Consider the following 334-nt stretch of genomic DNA (forward strand, 5'->3'; position numbering starts at 1 on the left):
CTTCAAAGATTAGGTTAGGAGGAAATAAAATGGTAGGTTTATTTGCAATATGTTTAGTAGGATTAGTACAAAATAGAGATTAAGTGGAGGGGTGTATTTAGATGGAAGCAGCTAGATTAATAGCAATGGGTCAAATTAAACAGGCTGAAAAAGAAATAAGTAAATTGCAAGGTACAAAAAACAATAGTAGTTTAATGTGGTGGGAAGCTGTTAAGTTTGCAAGTGAAAATATATTACAAGGGTTGGAATATGATATAGAGCTAGAAGCATCAACTGATTTCAGAGAGTTTATGATAACACAAGAAGAACTTGAAAGAGATAGACCTATAGATGT

The 334-nt window shown here is 32.3% G+C and carries 1 protein-coding gene; it reads left to right on the forward strand.

Translation table 11 applies throughout. From position 1 onward, the window contains the following. Positions 1–101: 101 nt before the first annotated feature. Positions 102–334, forward strand: a 233-nt coding sequence (locus KGF39_RS19620; RefSeq protein ID WP_227823594.1) for a hypothetical protein, incomplete at its 3' end; no start/stop codon positions are given.

The organism is Clostridioides sp. ZZV14-6345 (assembly GCF_020657775.1).
GTDB lineage: Bacteria > Bacillota > Clostridia > Peptostreptococcales > Peptostreptococcaceae > Clostridioides > Clostridioides difficile_D.